The 24,034-nt window shown below is 66.1% G+C and carries 25 protein-coding genes; 12 read left to right on the top strand and 13 right to left on the bottom strand.

Going from position 1 to position 24,034, the window contains the following annotated elements; all coding sequences use genetic code 11:
• Position 1 precedes the first annotated feature (1 nt).
• The 6 genes from C0J29_RS01485 to C0J29_RS01460 form a co-directional block, all read right to left on the bottom strand.
• The gene (locus tag C0J29_RS01485) at positions 2–1,747 is read right to left on the bottom strand and encodes a SulP family inorganic anion transporter (RefSeq protein WP_120791319.1); all 1,746 of its coding nucleotides are present in this window, start codon (positions 1,745–1,747) and stop codon (positions 2–4) included.
• Between the two features lie 10 nt (positions 1,748–1,757).
• Entirely contained in the window at positions 1,758–2,816 is a 1,059-nt protein-coding gene (locus tag C0J29_RS01480) for a sulfate ABC transporter substrate-binding protein (protein ID WP_242460690.1), read from the bottom strand.
• 170 nt (positions 2,817–2,986) lie between these two features.
• Complete coding sequence (locus C0J29_RS01475; RefSeq protein WP_120791318.1) at positions 2,987–4,771, bottom strand: PE domain-containing protein; 1,785 nt, start codon at positions 4,769–4,771, stop codon at positions 2,987–2,989.
• Positions 4,772–4,870: 99 nt separating this feature from the next.
• Complete coding sequence (locus tag C0J29_RS01470) at positions 4,871–6,355, bottom strand: flavin-containing monooxygenase (protein ID WP_242460689.1); 1,485 nt, start codon at positions 6,353–6,355, stop codon at positions 4,871–4,873.
• A 53-nt stretch (positions 6,356–6,408) separates the two neighbouring features.
• On the bottom strand, positions 6,409–8,208 hold the full coding sequence (locus C0J29_RS01465) for a flavin-containing monooxygenase (RefSeq protein WP_120791316.1): 1,800 nt from the start codon (positions 8,206–8,208) through the stop codon (positions 6,409–6,411).
• Between the two features lie 65 nt (positions 8,209–8,273).
• On the bottom strand, positions 8,274–8,885 hold the full coding sequence (locus C0J29_RS01460; RefSeq protein WP_120791315.1) for a TetR/AcrR family transcriptional regulator: 612 nt from the start codon (positions 8,883–8,885) through the stop codon (positions 8,274–8,276).
• Positions 8,886–9,103: 218 nt separating this feature from the next.
• Between C0J29_RS01460 and C0J29_RS01455 the strand changes: the two genes are divergently transcribed.
• The 3 genes from C0J29_RS01455 (at position 9,104) to C0J29_RS01445 (ending at position 11,515) form a co-directional block, all read left to right on the top strand.
• Complete coding sequence (locus C0J29_RS01455; protein WP_277950732.1) at positions 9,104–9,709, top strand: TetR/AcrR family transcriptional regulator; 606 nt, start codon at positions 9,104–9,106, stop codon at positions 9,707–9,709.
• Positions 9,709–10,689 (top strand): LLM class flavin-dependent oxidoreductase, encoded by a 981-nt coding sequence (locus C0J29_RS01450; protein ID WP_242460598.1) that lies wholly within the window; start codon positions 9,709–9,711, stop codon positions 10,687–10,689. The genes C0J29_RS01455 and C0J29_RS01450 overlap by 1 nt, the downstream gene beginning before the upstream one ends.
• A 115-nt stretch (positions 10,690–10,804) precedes the next feature.
• Positions 10,805–11,515: a cutinase family protein gene (locus C0J29_RS01445; protein WP_065161944.1), complete on the top strand. Its 711-nt coding sequence runs from the start codon at positions 10,805–10,807 to the stop codon at positions 11,513–11,515.
• A 4-nt stretch (positions 11,516–11,519) separates the two neighbouring features.
• On the opposite strand, the gene C0J29_RS01440 is transcribed toward C0J29_RS01445, so the two are convergent.
• On the bottom strand, positions 11,520–12,122 hold the full coding sequence (locus C0J29_RS01440; protein ID WP_120794475.1) for a TetR/AcrR family transcriptional regulator: 603 nt from the start codon (positions 12,120–12,122) through the stop codon (positions 11,520–11,522).
• A 122-nt stretch (positions 12,123–12,244) separates the two neighbouring features.
• Here C0J29_RS01440 and C0J29_RS01435 point away from each other — a divergent pair, with 122 nt between their 5' ends.
• Positions 12,245–12,802: a pyridoxamine 5'-phosphate oxidase family protein gene (locus tag C0J29_RS01435; RefSeq protein ID WP_120791314.1), complete on the top strand. Its 558-nt coding sequence runs from the start codon at positions 12,245–12,247 to the stop codon at positions 12,800–12,802.
• A gap of 10 nt (positions 12,803–12,812) precedes the next feature.
• On the opposite strand, the gene C0J29_RS01430 is transcribed toward C0J29_RS01435, so the two are convergent.
• Entirely contained in the window at positions 12,813–13,286 is a 474-nt protein-coding gene (locus tag C0J29_RS01430; RefSeq protein ID WP_065043344.1) for an SRPBCC family protein, read from the bottom strand.
• A gap of 51 nt (positions 13,287–13,337) precedes the next feature.
• On the opposite strand from C0J29_RS01430, the gene C0J29_RS01425 reads away from it, so the two are divergent.
• The 4 genes from C0J29_RS01425 to C0J29_RS01410 all read left to right on the top strand — a co-directional run bounded on the left by C0J29_RS01425 (position 13,338) and on the right by C0J29_RS01410 (position 16,950).
• Positions 13,338–14,159, top strand: coding sequence for a mycofactocin-coupled SDR family oxidoreductase (locus tag C0J29_RS01425; protein ID WP_065161942.1), 822 nt, complete (start codon positions 13,338–13,340; stop codon positions 14,157–14,159).
• Between the two features lie 173 nt (positions 14,160–14,332).
• Positions 14,333–15,148 carry a polysaccharide deacetylase family protein gene (locus tag C0J29_RS01420; RefSeq protein WP_065161949.1) on the top strand — a complete coding sequence of 272 codons (816 nt, stop codon included), beginning with the start codon at positions 14,333–14,335 and terminating at the stop codon, positions 15,146–15,148.
• 87 nt (positions 15,149–15,235) lie between these two features.
• The gene (locus tag C0J29_RS01415; protein ID WP_120791312.1) at positions 15,236–15,850 is read left to right on the top strand and encodes a TetR/AcrR family transcriptional regulator; all 615 of its coding nucleotides are present in this window, start codon (positions 15,236–15,238) and stop codon (positions 15,848–15,850) included.
• Between the two features lie 65 nt (positions 15,851–15,915).
• Entirely contained in the window at positions 15,916–16,950 is a 1,035-nt protein-coding gene (locus C0J29_RS01410) for a nucleotide disphospho-sugar-binding domain-containing protein (RefSeq protein WP_242460597.1), read from the top strand.
• Here the strand turns inward: C0J29_RS01410 and C0J29_RS01405 are convergent.
• A complete protein-coding gene (locus C0J29_RS01405) occupies positions 16,928–18,154 on the bottom strand; it encodes an aromatic ring-hydroxylating oxygenase subunit alpha (RefSeq protein WP_120794474.1) in 1,227 nt (408 codons plus the stop codon). The two genes, C0J29_RS01410 and C0J29_RS01405, sit on opposite strands and share 23 nt — an antisense overlap.
• A gap of 61 nt (positions 18,155–18,215) precedes the next feature.
• Here C0J29_RS01405 and C0J29_RS01400 point away from each other — a divergent pair, with 61 nt between their 5' ends.
• Both C0J29_RS01400 and C0J29_RS01395 read left to right on the top strand, forming a co-directional pair.
• Positions 18,216–19,019: a PaaX family transcriptional regulator C-terminal domain-containing protein gene (locus tag C0J29_RS01400; protein WP_120791310.1), complete on the top strand. Its 804-nt coding sequence runs from the start codon at positions 18,216–18,218 to the stop codon at positions 19,017–19,019.
• Positions 19,016–19,567: a DUF3558 domain-containing protein gene (locus tag C0J29_RS01395; protein WP_120791309.1), complete on the top strand. Its 552-nt coding sequence runs from the start codon at positions 19,016–19,018 to the stop codon at positions 19,565–19,567. The genes C0J29_RS01400 and C0J29_RS01395 overlap by 4 nt, the downstream gene beginning before the upstream one ends.
• Here the strand turns inward: C0J29_RS01395 and C0J29_RS01390 are convergent.
• From C0J29_RS01390 to C0J29_RS33270, 3 genes are read right to left on the bottom strand one after another with little or no spacing between them, the layout of a single operon-like run.
• Positions 19,481–20,695 (bottom strand): CaiB/BaiF CoA transferase family protein, encoded by a 1,215-nt coding sequence (locus tag C0J29_RS01390; protein ID WP_120791308.1) that lies wholly within the window; start codon positions 20,693–20,695, stop codon positions 19,481–19,483. The genes C0J29_RS01395 and C0J29_RS01390 overlap by 87 nt on opposite strands.
• On the bottom strand, positions 20,692–21,255 hold the full coding sequence (locus C0J29_RS01385; RefSeq protein ID WP_162951370.1) for a UGSC family (seleno)protein: 564 nt from the start codon (positions 21,253–21,255) through the stop codon (positions 20,692–20,694). Before C0J29_RS01385 ends, C0J29_RS01390 begins: the two co-directional genes overlap by 4 nt.
• A 22-nt stretch (positions 21,256–21,277) precedes the next feature.
• A complete protein-coding gene (locus tag C0J29_RS33270; RefSeq protein ID WP_197748239.1) occupies positions 21,278–21,712 on the bottom strand; it encodes a hypothetical protein in 435 nt (144 codons plus the stop codon).
• Between C0J29_RS33270 and C0J29_RS33265 the strand changes: the two genes are divergently transcribed.
• Positions 21,705–22,427: a hypothetical protein gene (locus C0J29_RS33265; protein ID WP_197748238.1), complete on the top strand. Its 723-nt coding sequence runs from the start codon at positions 21,705–21,707 to the stop codon at positions 22,425–22,427. The genes C0J29_RS33270 and C0J29_RS33265 overlap by 8 nt on opposite strands.
• 57 nt (positions 22,428–22,484) lie before the next feature.
• Positions 22,485–23,441 (top strand): LysR family transcriptional regulator, encoded by a 957-nt coding sequence (locus C0J29_RS01375; RefSeq protein WP_120791306.1) that lies wholly within the window; start codon positions 22,485–22,487, stop codon positions 23,439–23,441.
• On the opposite strand, the gene C0J29_RS01370 is transcribed toward C0J29_RS01375, so the two are convergent.
• Positions 23,416–24,021, bottom strand: a complete 606-nt coding sequence (locus C0J29_RS01370) for a TetR/AcrR family transcriptional regulator (RefSeq protein WP_065043336.1) — start codon at positions 24,019–24,021, stop codon at positions 23,416–23,418. The two genes, C0J29_RS01375 and C0J29_RS01370, sit on opposite strands and share 26 nt — an antisense overlap.
• Positions 24,022–24,034 lie beyond the last annotated feature (13 nt).

Raw genomic sequence — 24,034 nt, 5'->3', positions numbered from 1 at the left:
CTCAGACCAGGTAGTAGAGATCAGCCTGCGTCGCGGGCCGGTCTGCCGCCTTGGCATGGGCATAGCGCACAGCTTTGAGGGTCGCCGAGAACTCCCGGTCCTCCTCGGGAAAGACGTGCTCGGCGGGGAACCAACTCTGGAAGCCGACATTCTTCAGGATCGCGGCGGCGTCGGGGCGCAGTCCGGCCAGTAGAACAGTGACGCCGCGGTCGGTGAGTTCGCGCAGGAAGTGCTCGATGCGCTCGATGCACACCACATCCGGGTGCCGCACCCGTTTAAGCCGCAGGATCACGATCTTGCCCTGATCCTCCGCCCCGATCCGGTCAGTCAGGTCCGCGAGGTGTCGGTCCAATTCAGGTGCCGCCCCGAAGAACAGCTCGCCTTCCAAGTCGTAGATGACCGTGCTGGCATCCGGTAGGTCACCCCGGACACGTTCGCGAACCACACGTTCGGGGGTGACGACGAGTTCGGTCGCCTTGAGTTTGGCCGCGCGCGGGACGAACAGCAGGATCGACAGAATCACGCCCAGCAGCACGGCCTTGTCCAGGTCGATGGCGATCCCCGTCAGGGCCGTGACGATCACCAGTCCCGCGTCATACCGTGACGCCTTCAGCGTGTAGATCAGTCGCTTGAAGTCGACGAGTCGTGCCGCGATCACCAGCAGCAGGCCAGCCAGCGCAGGCTGCGGCACGTAGCGCAGCAATGGCGCGAACAGCAGTAGCGCCACGGCAACCGTTGCGGCCGAGACGATCCCGGAGAATCGCGTCTTGGCGCCGGACTGAAAGTTGATCGCCGATCGCGACAACGACCCCGATCCAGGCAGACTCTGGAAGAATCCGCCACCGAGGTTGGCCAGCCCCTCGGCCATGATCTGCCGGTTGTAGTCGAGCTTCTGCTGGGTCTGGTGCGCAATGGCTTTGGCGATCGACAGGGCTTCGATAATGCCGACGAACGCAATGGCCAACGCTCCCGTCGACAGTTCCGGCAACCACGCCGTGTTGACGTCCGGGATGTGCGGGGTCGGCAGACTGCGCGGCACCTTGGCCGCGACCGACACCGCGGTGCGGCCTCCGACGCCGGGCACCGACCAGCCGGCCAGGTACGCGATCAGGGCCGTGACGATCAGCACGGCTAGCATGTCGATCTGCGGCAACCCGAAGCGCTGCACGGCTTTCCGGAACACAACGGCGAGCACCACGGCGGCGGCGCTGATGATCACCGCGCGGTAATTGATCGCGTCACCGTGGAACAGCGTCAGCCAGACGCGCCGCAGCACCTGCATATGGCCGTTGCCTTTGTCCTTGACCCCTAACGCATTACCAAGCTGCCCGATCGCCAAAAGGAAGGCTGCGGCCGCCATGAACCCGATGATGACCGATTCCGAGATATAACGGGTCAGGTTGCCCAGCCGGAAGACCGCGATGACGATCTGGAACGCCCCCACCAACACCCCGAGCAGGAACAGCGCCTGATAGAGCTGCCCGATGTTCTCCGGGTCGATGAATGCCAGGGCGGTGAAGACCAGCAGTGAAATGGCGCTCGTCGGCCCGTTGATCAGATGCGAGGAAGACCCGAAGATCGACGCGATCGTCGTCACCACGATGGCCGAGTAGACGCCGAACTTCGGGTCCACGCCGGCGATCAGCGCGTAGGCGATCGCTTGCGGAAACGAGATTGCCGCGACGGTGAGTCCGGCGATGAGATCGGCGCGACCTTTGATCCAGCCGTACTGAAATAGTTGACCCACGCGCCTGCCTCTATGTCGCCGGCGCCGCGGCGACCGGTGGCGCCGTCAGGTTGTCCAGAATTCCGTTGTCGCCGAAGAACTTCTCGCGGGCGTCGGTCCAATCGCGGGCGACGGCGCTGACCGGGAACAGCGCCAACGGCGGGAGTCGGTCGGCATGCCGCGCGGCAACCTCGGGCCGGAACGGCCGGTAGCCGTACTGAGCGATCACTTCCTGTGCGGCGTCGGTGAACAGATAGCGCAGGTAGTCCTTCGCATACGTCGCCACATTTGGATCGGTGAGGTTTGCGTCGACCCACGCCACCGCGGGTTCGGCCAGGATGCTGACCGGCGGGTAGACGATCTCGAGTTCGTCCTTGTTGGCAGCGACCTCGCGCAGTGCCTCGTTCTCCCATGTGAGTTGCACGTCGCCGACCCGCTGGACGGCGAAGCTAACCCCGGCCCCCCGCGCTCCGGCATCAGCGACCGCCACATGCTGAAGCAGTGCCCGCACATAGCTGCTCGCCTGTTCTGGGCTGCCGCCGCGGGTGGTGACCGAACCCCAGGCGGCCAGCACGCTGAGTTGACCGTTGCCCGACGTGCGCGGGTTGGGCGAAACGATGGCGACATCGCGGTTCACCAAGTCGGGCCAGTCGCGGATGCCTTTGGGGTTGCCCTTGCGGACCAGGAACACGATCGTCGAGGTGTAAGGGACCGAGTTGTTGGGCAACCGTTGGCGCCAATCGGTCGGCAGGAGTAGGCGTTTCGCCAGCGTGTCGATGTCGCTGATCAGCGCCAGCGACACCACGTCGGCCCGCTGCGACCCGTCCACCACGCTGCGCGCCTGCCGGCCCGACCCGCCGTGAGACTGCTTGACTGCCAATCTGTTTCCGTACTGGGCGGTGAAAGCGTGGTCGATCGCCGCGTACAACTCACGGGTCGGGTCGTAGGAGACGTTGAGGATCTGGTTCGACCGGTCCTCGGGCAGGTTCTTCACCACGATCGCGGTCGCCGCGAAAACGATTGCGGCAATACCGAGCACGTTGAGCCAGGGCACTCGGCCAAGCCAACGCAGACGGCCACTCACAGCGATCCCCACTCGTACGGTCGACGGGCAATTCGTCGATGCTAACGATCCGGCCGGTCCACGGCAGCGGTGAGAATCAGGCAGAAGATAAAGGCGGCGCCGCCGGCTGCCCTTTGTCCTCAGCCCTTCGTCTGGTGAGCGGTGAAGCGTTCAGCACGCCTGCTCACACCGAACGATCAGCGGATGTTGTACTCGTGCAACGTCTGGCCGGTGCCCTCACTGACCGTCACGTAGCCCTGTCCATCGGGGTGGAAGGCGATCGCTTCACCTTGCGTTTCGCTGACAACCGGCCCGTCGACCGGCTGCTGGCTGAACGGCGACCAGGCACTGGTGCCCGGGGCGCGATCCCAGAGCAGGACATCGCGGTACGTGCGTACCGCGAGCTGCGAGCCGTCCGGTGAGAAGTCGGCGCTGGTGATCAGTTTCGACCCGGAGTGTGACATGTCAAGGGTGGCAACTTGATTCCACTGCGTCGGCGTGCTGCTGCTGCCGGCGCTGGTCCATCCGCTGTCCGGAGTGGAGAACACTCGGGAGACATTGCCGCTGGTCTTCTCGATGACCATGAGGTTGTGTGTGTTCGGGTCGACCGCCAGCGCCTCGGAGTTGATCTTCTCGCCGCCCGGATACTGCAGTCGAAGCTGTTCAACGCCGGACAGCGAGCCGTTGGTCGGATTGGCGGCGGTGCCGGTGACGATCGGCTCCGGCACCCGGTAGACCGTGACGTTACTGCGCGACAGGCCGTTGTCCCCGATGTCCCCGACGTAGATGTAGGACTTGCCGTCCGGGCCCTTGGCGACCTCGATGTCCTCCCAGTCGCTGGCCGTTGCGCCACTGAGCTTGTAGGTCGCCAAGGTCTGACCGGTCTTGGCGTCCACGGCGAAGATGCGGGCGGTGTCTCCGGAATCGTTGTGCACCCAGTAGACATTGGGATTGTTGATACCGGCGTCGACGCCCGAGATCTCCTTGAGGTTGCCGTCGGTGATGGTCCCTCCGTTGGACGAGCTGATCTTGCCGTCGCGGGCCGCATCCACCGCGTTCTGGCCAGATGGGTTGGACGGGTTGCCCGGGTCCGTGGGGTTACCCGGGTCCGTGGGGGTACCCGGGTTGGTCGGAGTACCCGGGTCCGTCGGCGTCCCCGGATCGGTCGGAGTACCGGGGTTGCTCGGGGCGCTGAGCTTCGTGCCCGTCGCGCCCTCCGCTCCGTCGTGGCCGGCGAGTTGCCCGCCGGAACCACCGGCGCCGCCCGCACCCGGTGTCTGACCGGATCCGCCAGTGCCGCCGTTGCCGCCGTCGCCCATCAGTCCGGCGTGTCCCCCGGCACCGCCGACACCACCGATCGCGCCCGCGCCGCCCACGCCACCGGCACCGCCGTTACCGGCCAGCAACCCGCCGTTGCCGCCCCGGCCGCCCGCGGGCGCCGGCCTGGTGGCATCGATTCCGGCACCACCCTGGCCCCCCGCACCGCCATTGCCGATCAGTCCGGCGCTGCCGCCGTTGCCACCGGCCTGACCGCTCGCCCCTGACCCGCCCTTGCCGCCGTTGCCGTACAGCAGTCCGCCGGCGCCACCGTCCTGACCCGTGCCGGCCAGTCCGTCGGCGCCGTTGCCGATCAGCGGACGGCCGGTGAGCGTCCGGGAAGGCGTGTTGATCAGGTTGAGCGCCTGGTCGAGCGGGTTGGCGTTGGCCACCTCAGCCGCGGCGTAAGAGGCCGCACCGGACGTCAGGAGCCGGACAAACTGCTGCTGAAAAGTCTCGACCTGACTGTTCAGGGCCTGGTACTCACGGGCGTGACCGGCAAACAACGCGGCAATGGCCGCCGACACCTCGTCTTCGGCCGCGGCCAGGATCGTGCTCGTCGGAAGCGCCGCCGCGGCGTTGGCGGCGGTCAGCGTCGAGCCGATGCCTGCCAACTCCGTCGCCGCTGAGGACAACAATTCCGGCACTGCCGCCAGGTATGACATCTGAGACCTTCCAGCCAGCTATATAATCAATCAATTGATCGTATGCACGGTTCGCGGCATCAGGCAGCGTTTTCGGCAAATAATCAATCAGTTGATAGTTTAGGGCCGATTCAGCAAGCGTCTTGCGGCAATTTTCGGCGGAGCGACCCTGTCGTGCGTCCAGTCGCCGGGCCGGACGCGCCAGGTACGCCGTGCGTACTCCAACTCGGTGTACGGCCACTGCGTTACGACGCGGCCAGTGGGCGAGCGGAAATAGCTGTCGCACCGCGTCCAGATGGAGCGTTCCAAGTCCGCCGACAGCCGGTCGTTGTAGCGCTGTTCCGCCTCGGGGCGCACGTCGAGGTGTCCGCCACGACGGGCGATCCGGGACACCGCGCTGGCTACCAGCCGGGCGCCCGCTTCCAAGATGTAGACGATGGAATTGCCGCCCTGGTTGGTGTTGGGCCCGTAGAGCATGAAGAAGTTCGGGAACCCTGACACCGCTACGCCCAGGTAGGCGGTCGGGTCTGCACCCCACCGCTCGTGCAGGTTCTGTCCCTGGGCGCCCACCACCTCGATGCCGGACAGGTAGTGCGACGTCTCGAATCCGGTGGCCAGCACCACGGCATCGACATCGAACGTGGCGCCCGTGGCGGTGACGACCGAAGTCTTCGTCATCCGCTCGACGGGATCGGTCACGAGTGTGACGTTGTCCCGCTGCAGCGCCCGGTAGAAATCGTCACCGAGCAAAACACGCTTGCAGCGGAACGGATAGTCCGGCGTCAGGTCGCGGCGCAGCCGCTCGTCGGGCACGGTACGTTCCAGGAAGGATGTCGCGAACTGCGATCGCGCGGCAACGATAGGGTCATCGGCCATGGTCGCGGTGTTGTCGTGCTGGAATTTCCAGATCTGCCAACGCTTCCGGCGCGCAGCCAGCGGGTTACGCCGGAACTGCGCCAATTCCGTTGCGCTGTAGGGCCGGTCCTCCTTGGGCACCATCCAGGGCGGTGTCCGCTGGAAGACAGTGAGGTGCCCGGCCACCTTAGCGAGCTCGGGGATGACCTGGACGCCGCTGGCCCCGGTGCCGATCACCGCCAGCCGTTTGCCTGTCAGGTCAACGTCGTGATTCCACTGCGCCGTATGCATCACGGTGCCGCTGAATTCGGGCAAGCCTGCGATATCGGGAAGTCGTAGCGATCCGAAAAGCCCAGCGGCACAAACCACTACGTCAACCACGAGATCCCGAACACGCCCGTGCCGATCTAGCTGCAGGTTCCACCGCCCGGCATCATCGTCCCAGCGGGCCGACCGCACCATGGTGTCGAGCATGAGGTGGCGACCCAGGTCGAAATCGTCCACCACCGACTCGAGATAGGCCAGTATCTCGGGCTGCCGTGCGTAGGTACGTGTCCAGGACTTGTTGGGCGCGAACGAGAATGAATAGAGGTGGCTCTGGATGTCACACGCCGCGCCGGGATAGGTGTTGCGCCGCCAGGTCCCGCCGACCCCGTCGGCGGCTTCGATGATCACCAGGTCGTCGATACCGGCGCGGCGCAGCGCAACGGCGGCGCCCAGGCCACCGAACCCGGCTCCGATGATCGCCACCTTCGGGGAGGGCCGGCGGCGGCCGGCCGCCCTGATCCGGCCGAGGACATATCTCACGGAAGGTCCCGGCTGGGGCGAATGTCGAATCCGGCCAGGTCCCCGCCGGCCCGCCATGCCGCCAGCAGGTCGGCGTATTCGGTAGGGCCACCGAAGAAGAAGCTGCCCTGGCGGGTCTTCGCGTCCGCCTTGCCTTCTCGGTTGTAGTAGCCGGGCGTGCAGGTCTTGGCCCGCTCGGCCGTGGCCGCCGACCGCTGCACCACCGTCTCCACCCAGGCGGCCTCGGCCGCCGCCGACGCCTCGACTTCGCGAACGCCGTGTTCCAGCGCCCAGGCGATGATCCATGCGGCGTGCGTGGCCTGGACGTCCAGCAGATATGGGAAATTCACCGTAAGCCCTGCCTGGGCGATGCTTTCGATAAAGCAGTTGGGAAAGCCGTTGGCGCACAGCCCCTGAAAGGTGCGCACCCCGTCGTTCCATCGCTCGGTCAATGTCACACCGTCGCGGCCGATCAGTTCGAATCCGGTGCGCCTGCAGTAATCGGTGCCGACTTCGAAACCCGTTGCGAAGATCAGGCAGTCAAGCTCGTAGGTGACCCCGTCCACCACCACACCCGCCTCGGTGATCTGCTCGACGCCCCGCCCACGAGTGTCCACCAGAGTCACGTTCTCGCGGTTGAAGGTTTGCAGATAGTCGTCATGGAAGCATGGCCGCTTACAGAAGTAGCCGTACCACGGCTTGAGAGCCTGGGCCGTCGCGGGATCGACGACGATTTCATCGACACGCGCCCGGATCTCCTCCATCTTGGCGAAGTCGGCGACCTCGATATCCCGGCCGCGTTGCTCGGGGCTGACGGTCGCATCGGTGTCGTGGCGCATCACCGGCAGCTTGCGGGTGATGCTCGTCCAGGCGTCGGCGACCAGGTCCTTGTCCGCCTGCCCGCCGGAGGTCAGGATCTGGAAGTTCTCGATCCGTTCGCGCTGCCAGCCCGGCTGTAACGTGTTGGCCCACAACGGATCCGTTGGTCCGTTGGCGCGGACGTCCACCGACGACGGGGTGCGCTGGAACACGTAGAGTCGCTGCGCCGCCGCGCCGAGGTGAGGCACACACTGCACGGCGGTGGCCCCGGTGCCGATGATGCCGACGCGCTTGTCCGAAAGATTCTCCAGTTGAGCGCCGGTGTACGCGTAGTCCCACCGGCTGGTGTGAAACGTATGACCGCGGAAGTCATTGATGCCCGCAATGCCGGGCAATTTCGGCTTGGCCTGATATCCGTTGGCCATCGAGACGAACTTCGCCCGCATCTCGTCACCATGGTTCGTCTTGATGATCCAGCGGGAAGCGGCTTCGTCCCAGCGGATTTCATGCACGTCGGTCTGCAGGCAGGCATCCCGGTAGAGGTCGTAGTGTTCGGCGATGCGCCGGCAGTGCTCGAAGATCTCCGCGCCCCTCGCATACTTCTGCTGGGGAATGTAGCCCAACTCTTCCAGCAGGGGGATGTAGACGTAGGACTCGACGTCGCAGGCGATTCCCGGATAGCGGTTCCAGTACCAGGTGCCGCCGACGTCAGCCGCACGGTCGATCAGCCGGATGCTCTCGACCCCGAGTTGACGCAGCCGCACACCGGTCAGCAATCCGCCGAATCCGGCGCCGACGATGGCTACGTCCACCTCATCGGTGACCGGCTCGCGGGTGAAGTTCCCGTCCGCCCACGGGTCAGCGGCGAACCGGGCGAACTCGCCGGCGATCTCCACATACTGAGCGATCCCGTCGGGGCGCAACCGCCGGCTGCGCTCCTGCGCATACTTCTGGCGCAACGCTTCCACGTCGAACGTGCGTCCAACAGTTCCGGTCAAACCCTCGACCCCACTCTCCGTGAGCCCGTCCCGATAATCGATCGCTTGATCGCATCAAGGAGATGCTAGCTTCCCGAAGCGAAGAGCTCGCCTCTGACCATTACTTTGGCGGCGTCCAGCGCCGCGTGGTACTCGTCCGGCGGCAGGGTCGCGGCCAGCTCGGTCAGCCCGTAGATGAGCGCATAGATCGCTTCTCGGGTGGCGTGTGGGTCAGCATGATCGCCCAGCTCGCCGTTTTGCTGGGCTTGCCCCACCAGGCCTTCGATGATCTCGCGGAACGCCTCGAACCGGGCTTCCCCGCCGTCCCGGACGAGGTGCTCGGCCCGGATCGCCCACTCGAAGGCCGCCAGGTCCGGATACTCACGCATCAACGCACCGCATTCGTCGAGCACGGCCTCGATGCGATCGACGGCGTGCCCCGGGCCGTCGGCCGCCTTGCGCAACCTCGGGATCGCGGTCTCGGCTCGGTCCGCGATCGTCGCCTTGAGCAATTCCGCTTTGTTCGGGAAGTAGTTGTAGAGGCTCGCGCTCGTGACGTCGGCCAACCGGGCGATCTCACGGATCGTGGCTCGTTGGTATCCCACTTGCGCGACGCAGCGCATCGTCGCGCCGATGATCCGCCGGCGAGTCTCCTCGCCACTTGCCCCGACGGGGCGGCCCAGCTGGGTTCGGGCCATGGTGAGTTGTGTCCTTACTTGTGGAGCCGTCCACCTGGTAAGGCGGGACCGGTGTCGACGTGGTCGAATATATTCGACCGATCAATTAGTTCTCGCGACCGGGCGGGCGCGGTGAGTAGGCGATTTCTTGACGGGGGCAATGCGGCGTGACTGTCAGCTCTTCCGTGTCCGATTCGTCGGCCGATTCGTCCCTGTCGGGAACTCCGCTTGGCCGCCCGGTGGGCGCGGATGGAGAGCAGACCCGGCGCCGGATCATCACCGCGGCGATGCGGTGTGTGGCAGAGGTCGGCTACTCCCAGACGACGATCCGCGAGATCGCCCGGGCCGCCGACATGACCAGCGGAAGTCTCTACCACTACTTCTCGAACAAGTCCGAGCTGCTGCGGGCGACCGGTCAGGAAATTGAGAACATCGTCCTGCCCCGACTGCGTGGCGCCGTCGCAAGCTCGGACAACGTCGCCGATCAGCTTGATGCGGTGCTGGATGAGTCGAAGCGGCTGATGCGCGACTTCCCGCACCTGGCCGCCTTCCTGCGGGCCGTGCGCTCGGGCGGTGTCACCCAGTCGAGGCTGAGCGCGCCGCAGTATCCCGGCTCCAAGGCGCTGCGCGACGTCGTGACCGAGATCGTAGAAAATGCGCACAGCCAGGGCGCGTTATCCCCTGCCACGGATACCACCGCGGCCATCGACGCCATCTGCGCTCTGACGCGCGGCCTGACGGAACCGGCGGCGCTGGACTCCCCGGAGGTCTATGACGCAACGCTCAGCGTCGCGAAGCGGATGGTCAGAGGGACCTTGTTCACCCGCCCGAAAGCCGGGCGGTGATGGGGGAACTGCTCACCGCGCTGCGCCTGAACATGACCAACGTCGCCGATCCTGCCGGGCGACACGGCGACCGCTATCGGGCTGCGCTGGAGATGGCGGAGTTCGCCGACAAGAACGGGTTCACGGCGATCAGCGGCGAGGAGCATCACCTGGCCGCCACGGGTTGGCTGCCTTCGCCGTTGCTGGTGGCCGCCGCGCTGGCGGGACGCACGAGCCGCGTGCGCATCAGCATCAATGCGTTGATCGTGCCGCTCTACGATCCGGTCAGGCTCGCCGAAGACATCGCCGTGCTGGACAATCTGGCTCAGGGCCGGTTCAGCTTTGTGGCCGGAATGGGTTATCGCCCTGCGGAATACCATGCCGCCGGGAAGGATTGGTCCCGGCGCGGCGCCTTGATGGACCACTGCCTTTCGGTGCTGCTGCAAGCCTGGGGCGATGAAGCCTTCGAGTACGACGGCGCCGTCATCAACGTCACGCCCAAGCCGCACACTCGGCCGCACCCTTTCTTCTTCGTCGGCGGGATGACCGTCGCGGCGGCTCGGCGCGCGGCACGTTTCGGGTTGCCGTTCTCACCGCCGATGGCCATGCCCGACCTGGTTGCCGTCTACACCGACGAGTTACGTAAGCACGGCAAAACCGGATTTGCCTACTACCCGGAAAACGGCAGCACCGTCACCCTGTTGCATCCCGATCCGGACGAGGCGTGGTCCCGGTACGGCGGATTCATCATGAACGAGGCCGCCGAGTACTCCGGCTGGAGGCGCGACGGAGTACCCCGGCCCAACGAGAAGCCCGCGGCTTCGGTCGAGGACCTGCGCCGGCTCGACAACGTCGAGATCCTCACTCCGGGTGAGCTGCTCGCCCAGATCCGCGGCGGCCGGAAAGACATCGTGATGAACCCGTTGATCGGCGGTCTTCCGATCGACGACGGCTGGGCCAGCTTGCACCGGTTGGTCGACGAGGTTCTCCCGCACGTGTGAAGCCGGGTTTGGCCATACACCACGCAAAACTTGCATGAACTCCGCCTGTGAAAATTCACAGCGATAATACGTTTGCAGTGGTTTGGATATCGCATAGGCGGGCAAAATAAGCGGCATGATCACGCGCTTCCTCGTTTCCGCCGCAGCCGTGGCTGCGGGTTTCAGTGCCTCGATCCTCGCTTCCCCTGCCCCCGCCGCGTCCGCCGAGCCCTGCCCCGACGTCGAGGTGGTGTACGCCCGGGGTACCGGAGAGGAAGGTCTCGGTGCCACCGGACAAGCCTTCGTCGACGCCCTGCGGCCAAAGATCGGCACGCAGTCGATGGGTGTGTATTCGGTCAACTACCCCGCCAGCGAGGAGTGGGCCACCGGTGTCGACGGAATCAGGGACGCCGGCGCTCACGTCAACTCGATGGCGGCGGCCTGCCCCAAGACGAAGATGGTGCTCTCCGGCTTCTCGCAGGGCGCGGCCGTGATGGGCTTCGTCACCTCCGCCAGGGTGCCCGACGGCGTCGACCCCGCGACCGTGCCCAAGCCGCTGGATCCCGCTGTGGCCGACCATGTCTCGTCCGTCGTCCTGTTCGGAACGCCGAACACGCGGGCGATGGAGTTCCTCGGCCAGCCTCAGGTGGCGATCGGTCCGCTCTATCAGGCCAAGACCCTCAAGATCTGCGCGCCGGAAGACCCGGTGTGCTCGCAGGGGCTGAACTTCGCCGCCCACAACTCCTACGCCGACGACGGGGCGTCGATCGAGCAGGGCGCGGCGTTCGCGGCCGCTCGCCTGGGCGGCGGTGCTCCGGCGCCGGTCCCGTCCGGCTTCGGCAACTGACGGGTCAAGCGCGGCGGGCCAGCCCGTCGACGATGAGTCGAAGCCCGAAATCGAACTCGTCAGCCAACGGCACCGGCAAGTGCCCGGCGACCTCGGCGGTCGCCGGGTAACTGCCGGAGTCGAGCCGGCCGAATGCCGCGGCCGCCGCCGCATCGCTCTGTTCCGTCACCGCCGACGCCGAAACCTGCATGGCAAAGCCCAAAATGAAGCGCGACAAGGTGGCGTAGGTACGCGCGGCAGATTCCGCGGAGAATCCGTTACGCAGTAACACGCCCAGCACGAACTCCCGTTGCGCCATCGCGTTCGGCCCCATCGGAATATGTCCGATCAGCAGCGGCGCGGCATTGCCGTGCCGCCCGAGAGCCCCGAACATGCTGTGCGCGAACGAGATGCAGGCCTCGTCCCATGGCAGCGACGGGTCGTCAGCAATAACGACCTCGCCGAGCATCCGGTCAACCACCATGGCCACCAGTTCGGCCCGGTTTGCGAAGTGCCGGTAGAGCGTCGCGGTGCCCGAGCCCAGACGCTGCGCCAGGGATCGCATGGACAGCGCCTCGGCACCTTCCTCGTCGACGAGCTCGAGCGCCGCACCAAGGATGCGGTCCAGCGGTAGCGCCGGGCGCCCGCGCGACCTGCCTACCGGGGGGTTGACATCATCATTATTAATGGACACACTGTATCCATTAATAGTCGACGGGTCAATGCCCCTGCCGTGAAGGACGTTTCAGCATGCTTCTCCCCCTCGCAGCCGAGCCGTTCACGGCTTCCACCGATCGCGACATGCTCCCGTCGGAGCGACGCGAATTCGTCCGCACCCACCGCACCGCGGTCTTCGGCTACCGCCGCCGCAACGACGGCCCGGCGATGTCGATCGTGTACTACATCCCCACCGACGACGGCGAGTTGCTGGTTTCCACGATGGCCGGCCGCGGCAAGGCCCGAATCATCGAGCGCGACAACAAGATCAGCCTGTGCGTGCTGGACGAGCGCTGGCCGTTCACCTACCTGCAGGTCTACACGGACGCAACGCTGGACGAGGACCGCGACCTGGCGGTCGACGTGATGATGGCGGTGGCCGGGCGGATGTCTGGCCAGCCACTGGGCGCCGAGGCGCGCCCGTCGATCGAGGCGATGTGCGACCGGGAGAATCGCGTGGTAATCCGTTGCCGCCCCTACTCGACGTTCGCCACCCCGCCGCGGCATCTGCACCGCAACGACGAGGGCGAACAGCTCTCGCACTGGGTTTCCGGCGTGGTGCCGTGGGACGCCGCCGACCCCGCGGCCTAGTTACGGCTGGTCAGGCTGAAGCGTAGCGGTCGCGCAGCTTGGCCAGCGTCGCCTCGATGCCGGATGCGTTCTGCTTCGCAAAACCCATCCGCTCGTAGTACTTCAGCTTCTTCTTGAGCGCCCCGGCATCGTGATAGTCGAAGGTCTCGGTGACGCGCGTGGAGGTGGGTGAGAGCGCCTCGAATTCCCACCGCCACCGGTGGCCGAGCGGGTGCCGCCACTCGATCAGCTCATCGGGTTTGAAGGCGGTCACCGTGCTGGTGATGCGGTAGGGCAGGCCGAACATTTTCATCTTCGTGGAGAACTTCGCGCCTTCGGCGAGCTGGTCCGGGGCTTTGACGTTGGCCTGCACCGTGCCCGACCCGTCCAGTTCACTGTGCCGCCGCGGATCGGCGGCCATCGCGAACAATTCCGCCGCCGGGGCGGCAACCTCGACCCTGCGACTGACCCTTCGGGGTCCCCTGTCGACAACGATGACGGTCATCCTGCCACCCTATCGTCGGGGAAAGCACAGTTCCACGACGCAAGGAGAGCTATGAACAGGCCACTCAACGGACGCGTCGCGGTGATCACCGGCGCGGCGCGGGGGCAGGGCCGGGCACACGCGGTGCGGCTCAGCGCTGACGGCGCCGACATCATCGCGCTCGACCTCGCCGGACCGCTGCCGTCCAGCGTTCCCTACGACTCGCCGACGCCCGATGACCTCGCCGAGACCGCCCGGCAGGTCCAGGCCAACGGCCGGCGGGCCATCACGGCCGCGGTCGACGTGCGCGACCTGGACTCACTCAAAGACGCCGTCGACCGGGGCGTCGGCGAACTCGGCCGGCTCGACGTGATCGTCGCCAACGCGGGCATCTGCAATCCCGCGGCCTGGGATCAGATCACCGCCCAGGCATTCCGCGACACCATCGACACCAACGTCATCGGTACCTGGAACACCGTGATGGCGGGCGCTCACCACATCATCGACGGCGGCCGCGGGGGGTCCATCATCCTGATCGGGTCCGCCGCCGGCATCAGGATGCAGTCGTTCATGATTCACTACACCGCCAGCAAGCACGCCGTCGTCGGTATGGCACGCGGGTTCGCCGCCGAGCTGGGCCGGCACAACATCCGGGTCAACAGCCTCAACCCGGGAGCGGTCGCCACCCCGATGGGGACCGGCCGGATGCGCGAAGCCATGGAATCGGCCGCCGGCACCAACCCGAACCTGCGTGACCTGCACCGGCCGTTACTGCCCGAAGGCATCGCCCAGCCCGAGGACATCTCGGACGCGGTGGCGTGGCTGGCTTCGGATCAGTCCCGATTCGTGACCGGCACCCAGCTGTCGGTCGATATCGGGATCGGCTACTGCTGATTTGTGATCGACACAACAGTTAGGCGCTGCCACGGCGCTGCGCGGGGTATATCCGCGCTGGTCATGGTACGGTTCGCTGCTGTGGTGTCGTTGCTGGTGAACCCGTTGAGCAGCCCGGATGAGGGCGTGCGCGGGTTCCGGCGCACCCGGAGACCGATAGCAGAATGTCAGAGCTGAGCCGCCGCCGTTTCCTTGGGTCCCTCGCCGTTTCCACCGTCGCCGGCGTGGGCCTGGCCCGATGCATGGTCGACCCTCAACCACGCACCTTCGCCCAGACGCCCGCTGTCGCCGCCGCGGACGGACCGCCCGCCGGCCCGACCGTCGCGGGCCTGTTGCCGCCGCCACCGCCGAGCGCACGCGTGCGACTGCCCGGCGGCGGCGTGCTGAGCCAGCTGCCCGGCAGTGGTGACCTGCTGGCGCTGACCGTCGACGACGGGACCAACAGCGAGGTGGTGCGCGCCTACACGCAGTTCGCGAAGGACACGGGTATCCGGTTGACGTACTTCGTCAACGGAACCTACGACTCCTGGACCGACAACCTGGCGCTGCTTCGGCCGTTGGTGGAATCCGGACAGATCGAGCTCGGCAACCACACCTGGTCGCATCCCGACCTGACAACCCTGTCGAAGGGCGATATCGCCAAGCAACTCATGCGCAACGACGAATTCCTGAAGAAGACGTACGGCGTTGGCGCCAAACCGTATTGGCGTCCACCGTATGCAAAGCACAACGCGGCCGTCGACGCTGTGGCCGCCGACCTCGGATACAGCGTGCCGGTCCTCTGGTCGGGATCGCTGTCAGATTCGACGTTGATCACCGAGGAATACATCGTGAAGATGGCCGACCAGTACTTCACGCCGCAGTCCATCGTGATCGGGCACCTCAACCATCTGCCCGTCACCCACGTCTATCCGCAGCTGGTGGACATCATCCGCGCCCGCAATCTGCGCACCGTCACCTTCAACGACATCTTCCTCAAGACGCCGTAGCGGGGTCCACTCGGCGGACCGACCGCAGTCTTCGCGACCAGCCGATAATTCAGTGTCTATTGCGCAGGACATCAAATCGGTGTTTTGATGTCTGTTGCCATGGACACCAAAAAGCGGCGCTACCAGATGTACGCCCGCGCCGATGCAGTGCAGGCGACCCGCGATGCGATCGTCGAGGCCACCATGGCCGCCGTCATGGCGCAATGCACGCTCGATATCACGCTGGGCGTGGTCGCCGAGCGCAGCGGCGTTACTGTCAAAACCGTTCTGCGGCACTTCGGGAATCGCGAGAACCTCATCGAGGCTGCTTGGGCTCGCATGCGAGAGGACGCCCTGGCCGAGCGGAGCGCGCCGCCGGATGACCCGGCCCAGGCGTTGGTCGCGCTCATCGCGCACTACGAGCTCCGTGGCGACATGATCCTTGGGTTACTCGCCGAGGAGCACAGCGATCCGCGGGCACAACTCATGTGCGCAGACGGCCGGAGCTTGCATCGCAGCTGGGTGGCACAGACGTTCGCGGCTCGATTGCCGGTCCATGCCGGTGCGCGAGACAGCCTCATCGACGCGCTGGTGGTGGCCACCGACGTGTACTGCTGGAAGCTGCTGCGGCGCGATCGAGGTCTGACCTTCGACGATGTGCATCGACGGATCCGGTTCATGACGGACGCCATGCTGGATGCCCGCGAACGGGCCGTGCCGTGAAAGTCCTGTTCGTTGTGGCCGACGGAGGCGGCAACATTCCCCCACAGTTGGGGGTCGCTCGTGCCTTGAGTGACGACGGCGCAGATGTCCGGTTCCTTGGCCATCGGGGTGTCGGCAGGCGGGTACAGGATGCTGGTTTTCCCTTCGAAACTATAACGCTTGGAACGGATTTCGATCCAACCCGACGTCACCCGATCAAGGGTGTGATGGGGGGAATGTTCGGGGTCATCACCGATCGCCGAATCGGCACCGAAGCCGTCGAGGCTGCGCGTCGACACGGATCCGACGTCGTAATCGTCGACATGCTGATGGTCGGCGCGATCCAGGAAGTTGCGGCCGCAGGCATTGCGACCGTGGTCTTCGTGCATTGCTTCTACCGATCGGTCCAGGACGTGGCCGCCGGACCGATCGGTTGGTTGTTACGGTTGCGCGGCATACCCCCTCTGGGAGCAGAACGCAATGGCGCTCTCCAACTCGTCGCCGCCCGAGAGGATCTCGATCCAGTTCGGGGCGCACCGCCGGTGCGCCACCTTGGTGTGGTCTGGCAAGGAATGCCTGCAGCGTCGACGCGGCAGCCCGTTCCCCGGGTATTGATCAGCCTCAGTACCTGTGCTTACGCCGGTCAACGCCGCATGATGCAGAAAATCCTTGATGCCGTTGGGTCCCTTGCGGTGCAGGCGACGCTCACGGTGGGACCCGCCATCGACTCATCGGCACTGCGCATCCCGGCCAACGTGGAGGTACACACCTGGCTTGACCATGACCAAGTGCTGCAAACAGCGTCCGTGGTGGTGGGACATGGCGGGCACAGCACCGCCATGCGGGCGTTGTCTTTCGGTGTGCCCATGGTGGTCCTCCCCGCCAGTGCCCTGGTCGACCAGAAGCGTGTGGGCGCGGCGCTGCAACAGGCAGGCGCCGGAATTCTGCTGCCTAAAAGGTCTAATGCCCAACGCATCCGCGCGGCAGTAAGCGCAGTGCTCACCGACCCGCGTTATGGTCGGGCTGCCGGCCGCCTCGGTGAGGAGATCCGTCGGCGCGACGGAGCGACTTCAGCGGTGACGGCCATCAACGAGTTCGTCACGAACTCAATATCCCGCTGAGATCCCGCGCGCTCCCGTCGCCGGCGTACCGGGCCAGGCGCTCGTCGAGTACGGCGTGGAAATGGCCGGCCGCACTTTCGTGCCGGCCGAATTCGACGAAAGCATTTGCGCCTGAGCTCAATCCGCGCTGGACACCCTCGGACATCTCATTGTCCTCCACCGAGCCGCGCGCGATCAACGTGCCCACGGCGGCCGGGTTGTACTGTCCGTCAGCACTATTCGCGCGCTCGGCCAGCTCGGGGCGGGCCATCGAATAAATGGTGACGGTGCTGCGTTCGACATCGACCGGGTCGACCACGATCATCAGCATCAGGTCCGGGAACGTCGCCAGCATCACGTTCGGAAAGAGCTGATACAGGTACGTCACCCGGGCGTCCGTCGTCCAGGTGCTTTCCGGACGGTCGCGCAACCGCTCAATGTTGCGGTAGGGGAACGTCAGACGGCAATTCGGGCCGAACATCTCGACCACGTTGAGGTCGTCGTACTGCAGCGGGAAGAAGGTGTCCTTGTGGGTCGACCGGATGTGGTAGCCCTCCAGGAACTGCTCGACGAGGACCTTCCAGTTCATTCGGCGCACCGTGCTGTCGACATACACCAGTCGTTGTGCCGGCAGCAGCTTGTCACGCCGCGGCGTCCCGTCGGTCAACCACGCCAGCGCGTCGTCACGCGGTTCAAGAGCGGAATCCAGCGCCTCGATGACGATCAACCCGTCCACTTCGTGGCTGTTCACCTCGACCAAGCCCCGGGCCGGCACGTCGAGATCGGGAAACGCCTCCTGGTGCGGTACGTGGGCGAGCGACCCGTCCAGCCGGTACGTCCAGCCGTGGTAGCGGCACACCAGGGCATGCGCGCATCCGGCGCCCTCGACGAGAGCAAACCCTCGATGCCGGCACGCATTGCGGAACACCCGCGCACGCCGATCGCGCCCGCGCACCGCGAACAACGGCACCCCGAACGCCGCTCGCTCGGCGTGGTCACCCGGATCGGGGATGGCCGCCGACGGCAGGAAAACGCTCGGCATGGCCCGCAGCAACCGCATTTCGCGCCCGAATCGGGTTGTGTCCAAATAGTTTTCCACCGGCTCGCGCCACGAGGGGCCTTCGTCGGTGGTGCCCGCGTCGATATGGGCCAGTATCCGCCGGACGATCTCGATATCGTCGGCGATCAACGGCTTCGTCGGGGAGGCCACGCCCGTTAGTATCACAGTTTCCATGTCACACGTCAATGATTTAGTGATACCGGGTCTGATCGGGGAAGATGTACCAATGCCCGCCGTGTCCGAATCTCGGGTGCGCGAACTGATCGGCGACCGGCCGCTCAGCGCACGCTCGGTGCTGGCATCGGCATTGCTGGGTTCCGATGAGGCCCGGCTGCCGGTGTCGAACCTCGTCGCGTTCGCGTCCCTGTTCGGCATCAGTGACGGCGCCGCCCGCACCTGCCTGTGGCGGATGGTCTCCAACGGCGAACTCAGTGGGGACGACGGCAGTTACGCACTGGCCGGCCGGTTGGCCGAGCGGCGCCAGCGCGTCGATGAGGCTTATCGGATCGACGATGTCACTGACTGGGACGGCACCTGGGAACTGGCGATCGTCTCAGTGGAGCGCCGCACCGCGGCGGATCGACTGGAACTGCGCAAGGCCGCGACGGCACTGCATCTGGCCGATTTCCGCGAGGGCGTCTGGATCCGTCCGGACAACCTTGACCCGCAACGTCTTTCCGCGTCGCGCGCGGTCCTGGACCGGCAATGCACGCATTTTCACGGCGCGGCCACCGACATCACGGCTGACAAGATGCGCTCGTTGTTCGCCCTCGACGGCTGGGCGGACGATGCCAGGGCACTCATCGGCGCCATGGAGGTCGCCCTGTCCGGCGACTCCCGAGACAATTCGGCCGAGAACTTCGCCTACGAGTTCGCGCTGTCGATCGCAGTGGTCCGCCACCTTCAGCTCGATCCGCTGCTGCCCGCCGAGCTGGTGGAAGATCACTGGCCGGGCAACGCATTGCGCAGCACCTACCGCCTGTTCGACGATTCCTTCAAGAAGCGGATGAACAAGGTGTTCGACGGATGAGCGCGTTTCACAAGCGCCTGCTGGTGCCCGCCCTGGTGGCGATGCTGCCGCTGGTGGCCGCGTGCGCGGGCGGTTCAGGCGGGGCCGGCCAGCACCCCTCCTCGTCCGCCGCGCCGTCCTCGAAGCAGGCCACCCACGGCCCGTTCTTCCCCGAGTGCGGGGGCGTCAGTGACCAGACCCTCGCACAGCTGACCGGCGTTGCGGGACTGGTGGTCACGGCACGCAACGCGGTCGGATGTCAGTGGCTGGTGAACGGCAGCATCTCCGGACCGTGGTTCTCGTTCAGCTGGTTTCGCGGCAGCCCCATCGGGCGGGAACGAAAGAACGAGGATCTGAGCCGGACCACCGTCAACGACATCAACATCGACGGCCACGGCGGGTACATCGCGGTCGCCACCGACCGGCTCGGTACCCGGCTCTGCGATGTCTCCATCCAGTACCAGGACGACTTCTTCGAGTGGTCAATACAATTCGTCCGAAAACCGTTCCCCAACCCGTGCGACATCGCCACCGAACTGGCGCGCCGGACCATCGCCACGGTGAAGTGACCCGCGGATCTCAGCGCTGTGCTCGCCCAGCCTCGGTGCTCTGGTGCGGTAGGTCACCGGCGTCGCGGACAAGCTGATCGGGCTGGCGACCTGCCGGCCCAGACTGACACCGTCGTCGGTGTGGCGGATCGGCTGCAACCCCAACTCATCGGCGAGCGTGAAAGCCTGACCGATGTTGTTCACCGCCCCAGCGGGAATGCCCAGCGCCGGAAGCGTTCTCGTCCAGTAGGCCGCCGATCCGGACGCCAAGGCACCTTCCAGGTGCTCGCGCAACGACGCCCGGTTGCCCACGCGTCGTTCGTTGCTGCGGAAGCGCGGATCGCACGCCAGCTCGGGAATGCCTAGGGCGCCACACAGTGCACGGAACTGCTTGTCGTTGCCCACCGCCAGCACGATGGTCCCGTCGCCGGTCGCGTAACTGTCGTACGGGGCGATGCTGGCGTGTCCGTTACCCATCGCGCGCGGAATCTCCCCGGCCAGAACATAACTGGCCGATTGGTTGGCAAGCGCGGCCAGCAGGGACGACATCAGGTTGACCTCGACGTGCTGTCCGAGTCCGCTGCGGTCGCGCTCGCGCAGCGCCGCCAGGATGCCGACCGTGGCGAACAGCCCCGCCAGCACATCCACCAGCGCCACCCCGACCTTGGTCGGATGGTCGTCGTCGGGTCCGGTGATGCTCATCAGGCCGCCGACCGCCTGCAGGAGCAGGTCGTAGCCCGCCAGTTGCCGCCCCGCGCCGGTCCCGAACGCCGAGATGCTGCAGTACACCAGGCCTGGGTTCCTGCGCCGCAAGGTTGGTTCGTCGAGGCCGAACCGCGCCATGGTGCCCGGCCGGAAGTTCTCCACCACCACATCGGCGCTTTGCGCGAGTTCCGTTGCGAGCCTGAGGTCGTCGGCGTCATCGAGGTCGAGCACGATGCTGCGCTTGTTGCGGTTGACGCCGAGGTAGTAGGTGCTCTGGCCGTCGACGAACGGCGGTCCCCACGCCCGGGTGTCGTCGCCGCCGGGTCGCTCCACCTTCACGATCTCGGCACCGAGGTCACCGAGGGTCATCGTGCAGAAGGGTCCGGCGAGTACCCGGGAGAAGTCCGCGACCACTATCGACGACAGCGACGCATTCCCGGTCATGCGACTGCGTCGGCCATCGCCGGGCCGAACCAGATACGCCGCGCCTGCGGGGCGATCTCGGCGGCCCGGCCGTCGAGCTGTTCGAGCGTCAGGCTGCTGATCGGATGTGTGGCTACGGCGGGTTCCAGCCCCGCCATGCCCCGCGCCTCACGCTGCAGACGGGCCTCGAGTTCGAATTCCGTTGTCACGATGGCGACGGTCGGGATCCCCGCCTGCTCCAGCCGCACCGCGTCGTTGACGCACGCCGAGCAGCAGGAGCCGCAGTCACCGATCGCGGTGAGGGCGACGTCGCTCTCGGCGGCGATCTGGGCGATCAGTTCGGGACTGGCGTCAGAGGAGAAGTGGTGCTTGTCGTAGTAGGTGACGCTCGCGAAAATCATTCCGCCTGAGGCCAACTCGCGGACGGTTGCGCGAAGCAACTTGGCCGCATTCCATTTGGTGTTGCTCAGCACGGCCAAGCGGAGACCCTCGGTGCGGCTCGGGCGGGGCGCCGTCGGCACGGCCGTCACCTCGACCACACCACAGGGGTCATAGACGAAATCAGTCTCGAAATAAGTCACTGAATTTTCCTTCCTAGATTCTCTACAGCCGACAGGCGCCGTCGGAGCAGTCCAATTCGCGGGCGTCGCCGGTCAGGGCGGCGGCGGTGTCGTCAACCGCTCGCAACACCGGCGTCGTCGCGGTGCTCCACCCCGGCAGGAACGCGGAGAACCGGCCGGCGGACCCGCCGGCGACGAGCAGGTGGATGTCGTCCGGGGTGAAGACGATCGGGACCTGCCGGCCCGCCTCCCGGGGATACCACTTGGGCAGATTGCGGTTGTAGGTCCGTGCGCCCGGAGGTGCGTAACGGTCGCCGTAGCTGACCTCGTCCCAGGAGTTGGTGCCGTTGAGCCACAGGTAGCGCCGTACGTCGTCGCGTGACCAGCCGAACGAGGCGATGGTGCGGGCATGCTCGACTCCGATGACCACGGTGCAGGAACCGCCGAGCACGGCGTTGTTGTGCGCAATAGTGCTCATCGCCGAGGCGATCGAATCCAGGATCCCCCTGTGGGTCATCGGAGATGTGATTGGTCACGCTGTGCGGGGCTTCGGCGCCGATCACCAGTACGGTGCTGTCGCCGGGGGCGTAGCCGTGCTCGACGTGATAGGGCGCCCACGGGCTGGCCTCCTCGTTCTCGGCAATGCAGAAGGTGTACTTGCCGGGGTGACCCAGCGTGCTCTTGTCGAGTTCGCCGGGGATGCCGCCGCCGACGCTGAGCAGGATCAGCCGCACCGCGCGGCCGATGGTCGCATTGGCTCGGTTGCCCGAGCCGAAAACGTTCCCGCCGCAATTCATTCCGATCTGCCGTGCGATGGGGCCGTTGACGACGATCAACGGAGCGACCACATGCGTGGTGGCCTGAATGCCGTTGAGATTGAATCGCGGGTCGGCCATGGCGAGCACCGCCGCGCGCACCACTGGCGCGTACTCGGGTTTGCAGCCGGCCATCACCATGTTGACGGCCAGCAGTTCATTGGTCAGGCTGCCCCATCGCGGCGGGATCCGGGCGACGAAGTCGTCGGCCTCTCCCCCCAGCACGTCCAGCACCGCGGCCACCCGGGCCGGGGTGGGCGGGACGACGGGAAGTCCGTCACTCCACGGTTGGTCGAAGTAATGCTCGACAAGATCGCGTTCCGCGGCGATCACTGCGGTCATGGTGTTGCCTCCTTAACTCTGCTGGGGCAACCGTAAATCCCGGACATCATCGCAGTCCAAGACATATCCGGTCATCATTTATATGCTGTATATATGGCCGATCCGGAGCTGCGACTGCTTCGCTACTTCGTGACGGTGGCCGAGGAACGCCATTTCGGGCGCGCCGCGGAGCGGTTGCACATCGCGCAGCCACCATTGAGTCAGCAGATTCAGAAGCTGGAGCGTCAGTTGGGCGCCGAGCTCATCGACCGGTCGCGGCGCCCGATCGAGCTCACCGATGCGGGCAGAGCGCTGTTCGACGAGGCACAGCTTGCGCTCACCCACGCCGAGCGGGCTTTCGCGGCGGCGCGCCGGGCTGCCACCGGGCAGCTCGGCCAGCTGCGCATCGGGGCCCTGCAGGCGGCGGTCGACGGGGTGCTGCCATACGTGATGCGGGCACACCGGCGGCAATTCCCGGACGTGCGGCTCGAACTCAGCGAACTGAACAGCGTCGAGCAGGTGGAGCAACTGATCTCCCACCGCATCGACGTCGCACTGCTGCGCGGCCCGGTCGACGAACCGTCATTGACCGTCCAGCCGCTCATCGACGATCCGCTGGCCGCGGTCGTGTGCGAGGACCATGCACTGGCTGACCAACAACGGATCGAGCCGGCACTGCTGGCGCACGAACCGATGATCCTGTGGACACGAGCCGCGGCAGCCACCACCTACGGCGACGTCATCGAGCTGTTCCGGATGTACGAGATCGAACCGCCGATCGTCGACGAAGTTCCGCGCATCCAGACGATCCTTGCGTTGGTCGCATCGGGAGCCGGCATAGCCTTGCTACCAACGTCTTTCGTCAATCTGGGCCGCACCGGGGTGCGATTCGTCCCACTAGAGGGGCAATTGCCCCACCGGCCGCTGGCGCTGGCGTGGCGCACTGTGAACCAGTCCCCCGGCGTGCGTGGCTTTTTGCACGTCGCGGCTGCGGCGGTACCGCAATACCTGGACGACCTGCGTGGGCACTATCCGCAGTTGGGTGTTACCCCTCGAGCATCCCGTCGATGAGCCGGTGCAATACCTGGCCGATCTCCGCGCGGGTCTTCTGCTGATCCTCGGCGGTGGCGACCGCCATCGCCGCCTCGTCGAGTGCGCCGATCAGCACGGTCGCCAAAGGGCGCACCGGCAGTCGCGCCAGCTGGCCCGCCTTGATCGCCTCGGTGATCAACTGTTCGGTCATGCCCAGGCTGTAGCGCTGGGCAACGTCGCGGAAGGCGGCCCAGCCCAGCACCGCTGGTGCGTCCAGCAGGATCAACTGGCGCACCTCCGGATCCCCGGACACGTCGAGCCAGGCGTCCACCGCGGCGCGAATCATGTCGGCCGGGCCGGCGGCTCCTGACGAGGCCACCAGCGTGGCCATCCGCGTCATCACGTCGAGCTCCACCGCCTCCACCACCGCGCCGAATAGTGCTGCCTTGTCGGCGAATTGGTGATACATGGCACCCCGGGTGACCCCGGCCTCGGTGGCGATCTCCGGGGTACCGACTTCGGCGTAGCCGCGCAGGCCCCACAGCTTGCGGGCAGCCAAGATCAGCGCCTCGCGGGTTGCCGCGGAGCGCTCCTCCTGAGTGCGTCTCTTGATTTCCATACAACCTGTTGGT

The organism is Mycobacterium paragordonae, from assembly GCF_003614435.1.
GTDB classification, from domain to species: domain Bacteria; phylum Actinomycetota; class Actinomycetes; order Mycobacteriales; family Mycobacteriaceae; genus Mycobacterium; species Mycobacterium paragordonae.
This window is presented reverse-complemented; position numbering and strand designations above follow the sequence as displayed.

What these genes read in the sequence shown, in the direction of transcription:
- C0J29_RS01395 (WP_120791309.1), top strand. Translation starts at nt 19,016, where the DNA reads ATGAGCGCGTTTCACAAGCGCCTGCTGGTGCCCGCCCTGGTGGCGATG.
- C0J29_RS01435 (WP_120791314.1), top strand. Translation starts at nt 12,245, where the DNA reads ATGCTTCTCCCCCTCGCAGCCGAGCCGTTCACGGCTTCCACCGATCGC.
- C0J29_RS01460 (WP_120791315.1), bottom strand. Translation starts at nt 8,885, where the DNA reads ATGGCCCGAACCCAGCTGGGCCGCCCCGTCGGGGCAAGTGGCGAGGAG.
- C0J29_RS01425 (WP_065161942.1), top strand. Translation starts at nt 13,338, where the DNA reads ATGAACAGGCCACTCAACGGACGCGTCGCGGTGATCACCGGCGCGGCG.
- C0J29_RS01390 (WP_120791308.1), bottom strand. Translation starts at nt 20,695, where the DNA reads ATGACCGGGAATGCGTCGCTGTCGTCGATAGTGGTCGCGGACTTCTCC.
- C0J29_RS01445 (WP_065161944.1), top strand. Translation starts at nt 10,805, where the DNA reads ATGATCACGCGCTTCCTCGTTTCCGCCGCAGCCGTGGCTGCGGGTTTC.
- C0J29_RS01475 (WP_120791318.1), bottom strand. Translation starts at nt 4,771, where the DNA reads ATGTCATACCTGGCGGCAGTGCCGGAATTGTTGTCCTCAGCGGCGACG.
- C0J29_RS01450 (WP_242460598.1), top strand. Translation starts at nt 9,709, where the DNA reads ATGGGGGAACTGCTCACCGCGCTGCGCCTGAACATGACCAACGTCGCC.
- C0J29_RS01430 (WP_065043344.1), bottom strand. Translation starts at nt 13,286, where the DNA reads ATGACCGTCATCGTTGTCGACAGGGGACCCCGAAGGGTCAGTCGCAGG.
- C0J29_RS01370 (WP_065043336.1), bottom strand. Translation starts at nt 24,021, where the DNA reads ATGGAAATCAAGAGACGCACTCAGGAGGAGCGCTCCGCGGCAACCCGC.
- C0J29_RS33270 (WP_197748239.1), bottom strand. Translation starts at nt 21,712, where the DNA reads ATGAGCACTATTGCGCACAACAACGCCGTGCTCGGCGGTTCCTGCACC.
- C0J29_RS01400 (WP_120791310.1), top strand. Translation starts at nt 18,216, where the DNA reads ATGCCCGCCGTGTCCGAATCTCGGGTGCGCGAACTGATCGGCGACCGG.
- C0J29_RS01415 (WP_120791312.1), top strand. Translation starts at nt 15,236, where the DNA reads ATGTCTGTTGCCATGGACACCAAAAAGCGGCGCTACCAGATGTACGCC.
- C0J29_RS01375 (WP_120791306.1), top strand. Translation starts at nt 22,485, where the DNA reads ATGGCCGATCCGGAGCTGCGACTGCTTCGCTACTTCGTGACGGTGGCC.